This window comes from Rathayibacter sp. AY1C1 (assembly GCF_002932105.1).
Classification (GTDB): Bacteria; Actinomycetota; Actinomycetes; order Actinomycetales; family Microbacteriaceae; genus Rathayibacter.
The window spans coordinates 119107-129025 of the sequence record NZ_PSWH01000007.1 but is presented as its reverse complement, the minus strand read 5'-3'; the positions used below and the strand labels follow the sequence as shown (position 1 = coordinate 129025).

The window sequence follows — 9919 nt, the reverse complement described above, 5'->3', positions numbered from 1 at the left end:
CTCCCCCGCCCGCGCCCGCCGCCTGATCGGCACCGTCCTCGAGCAGCTCGCCGCCCGCTGACCCCCCGAGGTCCGAGCAGCCGTCCGCGCAGGAAGCCGGCTCCCGGCACGCCACTCCGCGGCCACTCGACCAGCAGGGGGAGGAGGACGCCCTCTCCCCGCAAGGTGGAGGGCGCGTCCGAGAATCGCGTGCCAGCGATTCGAGGCAGCCCGACGCCACCCGCTCTGCGGAACGCACCCCGTCGGGAGGCCGACCGCGCTGAGCCGCGCAGGGAGCGGCTCAGAGTCGAGCTCAGCCCAGCGCTCGCTCGATCTTCTCCGTGATCTCGTTCTGGTCGAGGTAGTTGTCGATGACGACGACCTCGGCGAAGGTGCGGCCGATGCGGTCGACGAGCTCGCCGGAGGTGAGGATGACCTGCGCGTCGGCGGCGAGCGCGTCGACGGAGGCCAGGTCGGAGGCGATCACCTCGGCCTCGAGGTCGAGGGTCTCGAGGGCGCGCTCGGCGCCGAGCTTGAGGATGGCGGAGGTGCCGATTCCGGCGCCGCAGAGGGTGACGATCTTCATGCGCTTCTTCCGTGGTGCGGGTGGTGCGGGGTGCTGTCGGTGAGGACGGCGTTGATGCTGCGGACGGTGCGGGCGGCGGCGAGTGCACCGACCGCGTCCGGACGGCTGAGCACGTCGGCGAGCCCGGAGACGAAGCCGACGTGCCCGTGCGCCTGGGTGGCGGCGATCCCGATGACGACCGAGACCGGATCGTTGGTGCTGTGCCCGAAGGCGACGGGCTCGGCCAGCGTGACGACGGAGAGGCCGTCCGCGAGGACGTCGTTGCCGGGCCGGGCGTGCGCGAGGGCGAGCCCGGGCGCGATGACGATGTACGGCCCGAGCACGTCGACCTGCTCGACCATGCGCCGGGAGTAGGCGGCGTCGACCGCACCGGTCCGCTCGAGAGCACGGCCCGCCTCGAGGACGGCCTCCCGCCAGGATCCGGCGGAGTGGCGGAGGGCCACCGCCTCCTCGGGGAGCGCGTCGAGCGGCACCGTCAGGCCGCCTCGAAGCCGGCGCTGATCGTCTCGACGAGCTCGCGGCGCTCGTCGAGCGGCAGGAAGGCGGCGTGAGCCGCGTTCAGCTGGAAGGCCTCGAAGTCGTCGAGGTCGTACCCGAACGCGTCGGACAGGAGGGCGAGCTCGCGGCTGAGGGTCGTCGCGCTCATCAGGCGGTTGTCGGTGTTCACCGTGACGCGGAAGCCCAGCTGGTAGAGCAGGTCGAAGGGGTGGTCGGCGAGCTCGGCACCCCACGCCGCGACGGCGCCGGTCTGCAGGTTGGAGGAGGGGCTGAGCTCGAGGGCGATCTCGCGGTCCTTCACCCACTCCGAGAGCTCGCCGAGGGTCACGTAGCTCGCGTCGTCGTCCTGGCGCTCGATGCGGATGTCCTCCGCGATCCGGACGCCGTGGCCCAGGCGCAGCGCGCGGCCGTCGAGCAGGGCCGAGCGGATGCTGTCGAGGCCGTCCGCCTCCCCCGCGTGCACCGTGGTCGGGAAGTGAGCCGCCGCGAGCAGCTCGAAGGCGGGACGGTGCCGCGAGGCGGGGAAGCCCGCCTCGGCTCCGGCGATGTCGAAGCCGATCGCACCGCGCTCGCGGTGGCGCAGCGCCAGCTCGGCGACCTCGAGCGAGCGGTCGGCGTGCCGCATCGCGGTGATCAGCTGGCCGACGCGGATGCGGTGTCCCTGCGCCGCCGCCTCCTGCACGCCCTGCTGCAGTCCCTCCTGGACCGCCTCGACAGCCGCGTCGAGCGAGAGCCCGGCGCGCTGGTGCTGCTCCGGCGCCCAGCGCACCTCGCCGTGCACGACTCCGTCGGCGGCGAGGTCGAGCACGAACTCGCGGGCCACGCGCTCGAGCGCCGGCGCGGTCTGCATCACGGCGACCGTCGTCTCGAAGGTGGCGATGTAGTCGGTGAGGGAGCCGGAGTCGGCCGTGGCACGGAACCACTCGGCGAGGGCATCCGGCTCCTCGGCCGGGAGCGGCACGCCCGTCTCGCGGGCGATCTCGAGGACCGTCCCGGGCCGCAGCCCTCCGTCGAGGTGGTCGTGCAGCGACACCTTGGGGAGCTCGTCGATGAGGACGCCCTCGCCCGGGAGGAGGTACTCCTCGGTCTGATCGGTCACGGTGCTCCTCGCGGGTCGGCGGTGGTTCGCCGACCACCCTAGAGGGTCGGCGGGAGCGGCTCGCCGGGCGGCGCCTCCTCCGTGCCGGGCGGCGCGGGGCTAGGAGACGCGCTCCGCCACGAGGGGGCCGCCGCCGAGCACCTCGTCGCCGTCGTCGCCGATCCGGTAGGCACCGTCGAGCGCCTCGAGCGCCCGGGCGAAGCGCTCCGGCTCGTCGGCCGACAGCGTGAGCAGGGGCTGGCCCGCGCGGACGCGGTCGCCCGGCTTCGCGTGCAGGTCGATCCCCGCCGCGTGCTGCACCGCGTCGGACTGGCGGGCGCGTCCGGCGCCCAGGCGCCAGGCGGCGATGCCGAACGGCAGCGCCTGCTGCTCCACCAGGACGCCGTCGCGCTCGGCGACCACGACGTGGGTCTCGCGGGCCTCGGGGAGCGCCGCATCCGGATCCCCTCCCTGAGCGCGGATGACCGCGCGCCAGGTGTCCATCGCCGCGCCGCCGTCGAGGGCGCGCTCGACGTCCGCGTCCGGCTGCCCGGCGAGGGCCAGCATCTCGCGGGCCAGGGCCAGCGTCAGCTCCCGGACGTCCGAGGGGCCGCCGCCGGCGAGCACCTCGACCGACTCCCGCACCTCGTTCGCGTTGCCGATGGCCAGACCGAGCGGCACGTTCATGTTGGTCAGCAGCGCGGTGGTCCGCACCCCCGCGTCGTTGCCGAGGTCGACCATCGCCCGCGCCAGCTCCCGCGAGCGCTCGATGTCGACCATGAACGCGCCGGAGCCGAACTTCACGTCGAGCACCAGGGCGTCGGTCCCCTCGGCGATCTTCTTCGACATGATCGAGGACGCGATCAGCGGGATCGCCTCGACGGTCCCGGTGATGTCCCGGAGCGCGTAGAGCTTCTTGTCGGCGGGGGCGAGGCCCGAGCCCGCGGCGCAGATCACGCCGCCGACCGTCCGCAGCTGCTCCAGCATCTCCTCGTTGCCGAGGTCGGCCCGCCAGCCCGGGATCGACTCCAGCTTGTCGAGCGTTCCGCCCGTGTGGCCGAGCCCGCGTCCCGAGAGCTGGGGCACCGCCACGCCGAAGGAGGCGACCAGCGGCATCAGCGGCAGCGTGATCTTGTCGCCGACCCCGCCCGTGGAGTGCTTGTCGACCGTGCGCTTGCCGAGTCCGTCGAACCGCATGCGCTCGCCGCTGGCGATCATCGCCAGGGTGAGGTCGCGGATCTCGTCGCGCTCCATCCCGTTCAGCAGGACCGCCATCGCGAAGGCCGCCATCTGCTCGTCAGCGACGTAGCCGCGGGTGTAGGCGTCGATCAGCCAGTCGATCTGCGCGGTCGAGAGCGTGCCGCGGTCGCGCTTGGTGCGGATGATGTCGACGGCGTCGAAGTCCTCGACGGGGGTGGTGCGGGTCATGCGGGGTCCTCGGTTCGGGAGTGGGAGCGGTGACGGCGGCCCTAGGAGGCGGCGTAGGCCTCGAGCGTGCGCGGGCCGAAGGCGTCGGGGATGACCTCGTCGATCGTCTTCACGCCCGACACGGTCTGGAGGAGCATGCCCTCGGCCGAGTGCTCGAAGAGCAGCTGGCGGCAGCGCCCGCAGGGCATCAGGACGCCGCCCTTCCCGTCGACGCAGGTGAAGGCGACGAGCCGGCCGCCGCCCGTCATGTGCAGAGAGGACACCAGCGCGCACTCGGCGCAGAGCGTGAGCCCGTAGGAGGCGTTCTCGACGTTGCAGCCCGAGATCGTCCGGCCGTCGTCCACGAGCGCGGCGACCCCGACGGGGAACTTCGAGTACGGGACGTAGGCGTGGCTCATGGCCTCGAGGGCGGCCTCGCGCAGCGCCTCCCAGTCGATGTCGGTCACGACGGCTCCTCTCAGGACTTCAGGTACGGCTTGCCGGCGGCGGCCGGTCCGCGGGACTGGCCGACGAGACCGGCCACCGCGAAGATCGTCACGACGTACGGCAGCATCAGCATGAACTCACTGGGCACGGGCGAGCCGATGACGCCGAGCACGTTCTGCAGGTTGGTCGCGAAGCCGAACAGGAGCGACGCGAGCGTCGCCTTGATCGGGTCCCAGCGGCCGAAGATGACGGCGGCCAGGGCGATGAAGCCCGCACCCGCGGTCATCTCCTTGCCGAACGCGCCGACCGCGTCGAGCGTGTAGTACGCGCCGCCGACTCCGGCGATCGCCCCGGCGAGGGAGACGTTCCAGAAGCGCGTGCGGGCGACATCGATGCCCACGGTGTCCGCGGCCTGCGGGTGCTCGCCCACGGCGCGCAGGCGGAGGCCCCACTTGGTCTTGAACAGGCCCCACCACACCGCGAAGATCGCGAAGTACATCAGGTAGACGATCACCGTCTGGTTGAACAGGACGGCGCCCACGATCGGCACCTGGCTGAGCACCGGGATCGGGAGGCGGTCGAACTTCACCGGCGAGTTGAACGTCGACGCATCGGCGGAGAGGACCTGGGAGTACAGGAAGCTCGTCAGGCCGGTCACCAGCACGTTCAGCACGACTCCGACGATCACCTGGTCGACCAGGTACTTGATCGCGAAGGCGGCCAGCACGAACGACACCAGGACGCTCGCGACCATCGCCGCGAGCAGGCCGAGCACCGGCTGGCGGGTGAGGGAGCCGACCATCGCCGCGGTGAAGGCGCCGGCGAGCAGCTGCCCCTCGATCGCGACGTTGACGACTCCGACACGCTCCGAGATGACGCCGCCGAGCGAGCCGAAGATCAGCGGAGTGGCGAGCCCGACGGTCCCGAGCAGCAGTCCCGAGACGGGCAGCGCGGCACCGGCCGACGCCCAGACGAGGAACCCGATCAGGAAGACCAGGGCGAAGACCGCCGAGAGCCAGAGCGGGATCCGGCGGCCGGCGCGGGTGAGCCCGGCCGACGCGACGGCCAGGGCGACCAGGAGGATCGCGACGACCACGCCCGTCCCCCGCGTCGGGAACGGGATGTCCGGCAGCGCGAAGAAGTCGGTCCCCGCGGCGAGGCGGAACGAGCTCGTCCCGTCGCGGCCGAGGGCCACGAAGAGGACGACGGCGAGCAGCGCGAAGACGCCGAACGCGATCGGCGCCTTCCAGCTGCGGATCACGACGCGGTCGGGGGCGGTGGCGACGGCGGTGCTCATGCGGACACCTCCGAGGTGCGGCGGGTGCGGCGCTTCGGGGCTGCCCCGGGCGTCGGGAGGCGGAAGATCGCGCGCACCAGCGGCGGTGCGGCGATGAAGAGGACGATCAGCGACTGGACGACGAGGACCACGTCGATCGGCACGCCCTCGGCGGCCTGCATCGAGTAGCCGCCCGCCTTGAAGGCGCCGAAGAGGATGCCGGCGAAGAACACGCCCCAGGGTCGGGAGCGGCCCAGCAGCGCGACCGTGATCGCGTCGAAGCCGATGCCCGCGTCGATCCCGGAGGTGAAGCCGGTCGTGACCGTCCCCATCACCTGGGCGCTGCCGGCGAGGCCGAGCAGGCCGCCGGAGAGCAGCATCGCGTACACGTAGCTGTTCTTCACGTCGATGCCCGCGACCCGTGCCGCGTGCGGGTTCTCCCCCACCGCGCGGAACTTGAAGCCGATCGTCGAGCGGTTCAGGAGCCACCAGACGAACACGGTCGCGAGGACCGCGAAGACGAAGCCGAGCGTGAGCGAGTATCCGGGGCCGAGGAGCGCCGGGAAGACCGCGGTCTCTTTCATCCCGGGCGACTTCGGGTTGTTCGAGCCGGGCGCCTGCAGGGCGCCGGGCGTCCGCAGGAGGTAGGAGACCAGGTAGAACGCGACGTAGTTGAGCATGATCGTGAGGATCACCTCGTGCGCGCCGGTGCGGGCCTTGAGCAGTCCCACGAGTCCGCCCCAGAGCGCGCCGCCCAGGATGCCGGCGGCAAGCGCGACGATCAGGTGCACGCCCCACGGGAGGTCGAAGGAGAAGCCGACCCAGCCCGCGCAGGCGGCGGCGATCAGCATCTGGCCGCGGCCGCCGATGTTGAACAGGCCGACGCGGAAGGCCAGCGCCACTCCGAGCCCGCCGGCGATCAGCGGAGTCGCGAAGGCCAGGGTGTCCGTCAGCGGCTTGATGCCGTTGGCGAAGCCCTCGCGGCGGAAGTTGTAGACCGAGCCCTGGAAGAGCGAGGAGTAGGCACCGGAGACGGACTGCCAGATCGCCTGCAGGGTGTCGAGCGGCCGGGCGAAGAAGTAGCCCGACGCCGCCTGGACGTCCTTGTCGGTCGCGGCGATCAGCACGCCGCCCGCGATGAGGGAGAGCAGCACGGCGAGCACCGACATCAGCGCGGTGCCGGAGAGGATCTCGCGCAGGACGCGGGAGGCGCCGCTCTCGAGCGGGCCGGGGCGCACCTCCTGATCCGGCTTCTGGCCGGGCTCGAGCCCGGACGCCTTCTCGGTCTCCGCGTCGGGATCGACCGCGGGCAGTTGCGCGTCGCTCACGCCGCCGCTCCCTTCTCGGCGGGCGTCTGCCCGGCCATCATGAGCCCCAGGACCTCGCGGGGCGTGTCGGCGGGGACGATGCCGATGATCCCGCCCTTGTACATGACCGCGATGCGGTCGGCGAGCGCCGCGACCTCGTCGAGCTCGGTCGACACCACGATCACGGGTACCCCGGTGTCGCGCGTCTCGACGATGCGCTTGTGGACGAACTCGATGGAGCCGACGTCGATGCCGCGAGTGGGCTGCGCCGCGATGAACAGCCGCAGCTCCCGGCTGAGCTCGCGCGCGAGCACCACCTTCTGCTGGTTGCCTCCGGAGAGGCGGCCGACGTGGGTGCCGATCCCCTGGGCGCGCACGTCGAACTCGCGCACCCGCTCCTCGGCGAAGCGCTCGAGCTCCTTGAGCCGCAGGCCCAGTCCCTTCACGAACGGACCGCGGTCGCTGCGGTCGAGCATGAGGTTCTCGGCGATCGTGAACTCGGCGACCAGACCGTCCTCGGTGCGGTCCTCGGGGACGAAGCCGACCCCCGACTCGAGGACGCGGCGCACGGACAGCCCGTCGAGGCGGCGCCCGTCCAGGGTCACCGAGCCCTCGACCCGCTCCTGCAGGCCCATGATCGCCTCGGTGAGCTCCGTCTGGCCGTTGCCCTGCACGCCCGCGATCGCGAGGATCTCGCCGCGGCGGACCTCGAAGGAGACGTCGTCGACGACGGCCTGACCGTTGGCGTCGCGCACGGTGAGGTTCGAGACGACGAGGGCCTCGTCGCCCGGCACCGCCTGCTCCTTCTGCACCGTCAGCTCGACGGCGCGGCCCACCATCAGCGAGGCGAGCTCGGCGTTGCTCGCCGTCGGCGACGCCTCCCCCACGACTCTGCCGAGGCGGATGACCGTGATGCGGTCTCCGACCTCGCGCACCTCGCGGAGCTTGTGCGTGATGAAGACGATGGCGGTCCCGGCCGCACGCAGCTGGCGCATGATCGCGATCAGCTCGTCGGTCTCCTGCGGGGTCAGCACCGCGGTCGGCTCGTCGAACACGAGCACCCGGGCGTCGCGCGAGAGCGCCTTGATGATCTCGACCCGCTGCTGCACGCCGACGGGGAGGTCCTCGACCAGGGCGTCGGGATCCACGTCGAAGCCGAAGCGGTCCGAGATCTCGCGCACCCGGGCGCGCGCGGCGGCGAGGTCCAGGCGCCCGCCGGCCTTCGTCTCCTCGTGGCCCAGCATGACGTTCTCGGCGACGGTGAACACGGGGACGAGCATGAAGTGCTGGTGGACCATCCCGATGCCCGCCTTCATGGCGTCACCCGGACCGGAGAAGTGCTGGACCGCGTCGTCCAGCAGGATCTCCCCCTCCTCGGCCTGGTACAGGCCGTAGAGCACGTTCATGAGCGTCGACTTGCCCGCGCCGTTCTCGCCGAGGAGGCAGTGGATCTCACCGGGTTCGACGGTGAGATCGATGTGGTCGTTGGCCACGAGCGCGCCGAAGCGCTTAGTGATGCCACGCAGTTCGAGCTTCATGGGACCAATCTAACTTTCGGTTCGCGCCACGATGCGCCGTCGGCCGGGATCGAGGGACGCAGCGGAGCCGATCGGCCCGCCGGACCGACGAAGAGGCCGGCGGGCCCGAGGTGTGCTCGGGCCCGCCGGCCTCTTCGAGGAAGCGGCTAGGACGCCGCGGGAGCGGACGGGGAGGTGACGGTGATGGAGCCGTCGATGATGCCCGCCTTGATGGTGTCGAGCTCGCCCTGCAGGTCGCCCGAGACCTTCGACTCGAAGTCGTGGAACGGCGCGATGCCGACTCCGTCGTTCTCGAGGGTGCCCACGAAGGGAGTGGGGTCGAAGTCGTCGGCTCCGGCGGAGCTGGTGACGTCGGTCGTGCCGGCCTCGATGCCCTTGAGGATCGAGGTCAGGTACAGGTCGGCGCCGTCGGGGTAGGTCTCGTACAGGTCCGCGTCCACGCCGACCATCGCGATGTCCTTGCCGGAGTCGCGGATCGCCTCGATCGCCGACTGGAAGATCGGACCGCCGACGGGGAGGATGACGTCCGCGTTCTGGTCGATCAGCGACTGCGCGGCCGACTTGGCCTCGACGCCCGCCGCGAAGCCGCCGGTGAAGGAGCCGGTCTGCGCGTCGACGTCCCAGCCGACGACCTTGACGTCCTTCCCCTTCTGCTCGTTGTAGTACTTCACGCCGTCGGCGTAGCCGTCCATGAAGATCGTGACGGTCGGGAACTGCTGGCCGCCGTAGGTGCCGACGACGCCGGTCTTGGAGTACGACGCGGCCGCGTAACCGGCGAGGAACGCCGCCTGCGAGGTGTCGAAGGTGATCGGCTTGACGTTCGGCAGGTCGATCGACGCGTCGTCGATGATCGCGAAGTCGATGTCCGTGTTCGCCTCGGCCGCGGCCGACGTGGCCTCGGCCAGCGCGAAGCCGACGGTGATGATCAGGTTGCAGCCCTGGTCGACGAGGCTGGTCAGGTTCGGGGCGTAGTCCGTCTCGGACTCCGAGGTGACGGTCTTCGGCGTGACGCCGAGGTCCTCCGAGGCCTTCACGAGGCCGTTGTAGCCGAGCTCGTTGAACGACTTGTCGTCGAACCCGCCCGCGTCGGAGACCATGCAGGGCAGGAAGTCGCCACCGGCGGCGGCGCTGGAGCCGCTCTCCTCGGGGGCGGAGGCGCAACCGGCGAGAAGCGCGGTGACGCCGAGGGCGGCGAGACCGCCGAACGCGGCCTTACGCGAGGTGATAGTCAAGATGTCGTCCTCCAGGAATGCGGCCCCGCGCGACGAGCGCAGCAGGGCGTCGATTCCCACACGTTACCCAATGTGACAAGTCGCTCAGCCGCCCGGACGGTGGTGGTCAGGAAGAGTTACACAGTGTTGATCTTCGCGACACGCGGAGCGTGTCGCGGGGCGCGGTCGGCTGGGCTCGATTCCGAGCCGCGGAGCGGCTCGGCGCGGTCGGCTGGGCTCGATTCCGAGCCGCGGAGCGGCTCGGCGCGGTCGGCTTCGCGACGGGTGCGTTCCGCAGAGCGGGTCGCGTCGGGCTGGCCTGAATCGCTGGCACGCGATTCCGGCTCGCGGCCCTCTCCCCTGCTGCCGGATGTCGAAGGCGTTCGGAGGAGCTCCGCGCTGCGCGCGGTCGGGCTCGACGCGATGCTCCTCCATGGTGGTCGAGTTGCCGCGGAAGCGGCGGATCGAGACCCAGCCACCAGCACCCAGGGCGACGGCCGAGGCCCTCATCGAGGGTGGTCGAGTGGCCGCGCGAACGGCGTATCGGGACCGCCGCACGCGCATGAGGCGAGGGGGCGGAACGGCGAAGCGC

General features: G+C 71.6%; 9 protein-coding genes. All 9 read right to left on the bottom strand.

Translation table 11 applies throughout. The features are described 5' to 3' along the window. Positions 1–292 precede the first annotated feature (292 nt). Positions 293–565 (bottom strand): PTS sugar transporter subunit IIB, encoded by a 273-nt coding sequence (locus tag C5C71_RS05530; RefSeq protein WP_104226416.1) that lies wholly within the window; start codon positions 563–565, stop codon positions 293–295. Then, positions 562–1038 (bottom strand): PTS sugar transporter subunit IIA, encoded by a 477-nt coding sequence (locus C5C71_RS05525; RefSeq protein WP_104255398.1) that lies wholly within the window; start codon positions 1036–1038, stop codon positions 562–564. Before C5C71_RS05525 ends, C5C71_RS05530 begins: the two co-directional genes overlap by 4 nt. Before the next feature lie 2 nt (positions 1039–1040). Next, on the bottom strand, positions 1041–2162 hold the full coding sequence (locus C5C71_RS05520; RefSeq protein ID WP_104249478.1) for an adenosine deaminase: 1122 nt from the start codon (positions 2160–2162) through the stop codon (positions 1041–1043). 99 nt (positions 2163–2261) lie between these two features. Continuing rightward, complete coding sequence (locus C5C71_RS05515; RefSeq protein WP_104263199.1) at positions 2262–3569, bottom strand: thymidine phosphorylase; 1308 nt, start codon at positions 3567–3569, stop codon at positions 2262–2264. A gap of 41 nt (positions 3570–3610) precedes the next feature. Then, positions 3611–4015: a cytidine deaminase gene (locus tag C5C71_RS05510; protein ID WP_104223180.1), complete on the bottom strand. Its 405-nt coding sequence runs from the start codon at positions 4013–4015 to the stop codon at positions 3611–3613. 11 nt (positions 4016–4026) lie between these two features. Beyond that, positions 4027–5292 carry an ABC transporter permease gene (locus C5C71_RS05505; RefSeq protein ID WP_104223181.1) on the bottom strand — a complete coding sequence of 422 codons (1266 nt, stop codon included), beginning with the start codon at positions 5290–5292 and terminating at the stop codon, positions 4027–4029. After that, positions 5289–6599 (bottom strand): ABC transporter permease, encoded by a 1311-nt coding sequence (locus tag C5C71_RS05500; protein WP_219814152.1) that lies wholly within the window; start codon positions 6597–6599, stop codon positions 5289–5291. Before C5C71_RS05500 ends, C5C71_RS05505 begins: the two co-directional genes overlap by 4 nt. Continuing rightward, the gene (locus tag C5C71_RS05495; RefSeq protein WP_104223182.1) at positions 6596–8116 is read right to left on the bottom strand and encodes an ABC transporter ATP-binding protein; all 1521 of its coding nucleotides are present in this window, start codon (positions 8114–8116) and stop codon (positions 6596–6598) included. The genes C5C71_RS05500 and C5C71_RS05495 overlap by 4 nt, the downstream gene beginning before the upstream one ends. Before the next feature lie 146 nt (positions 8117–8262). Further along, entirely contained in the window at positions 8263–9348 is a 1086-nt protein-coding gene (locus C5C71_RS05490) for a BMP family protein (RefSeq protein WP_104246690.1), read from the bottom strand. Positions 9349–9919: the final 571 nt, after the last annotated feature.

Bases quoted from the DNA above. Each gene is read 5' to 3' on its own strand.
- C5C71_RS05530 (WP_104226416.1), bottom strand. From the start codon at position 565: ATGAAGATCGTCACCCTCTGCGGCGCCGGAATCGGCACCTCCGCCATC.
- C5C71_RS05515 (WP_104263199.1), bottom strand. From the start codon at position 3,569: ATGACCCGCACCACCCCCGTCGAGGACTTCGACGCCGTCGACATCATC.
- C5C71_RS05505 (WP_104223181.1), bottom strand. From the start codon at position 5,292: ATGAGCACCGCCGTCGCCACCGCCCCCGACCGCGTCGTGATCCGCAGC.
- C5C71_RS05495 (WP_104223182.1), bottom strand. From the start codon at position 8,116: ATGAAGCTCGAACTGCGTGGCATCACTAAGCGCTTCGGCGCGCTCGTG.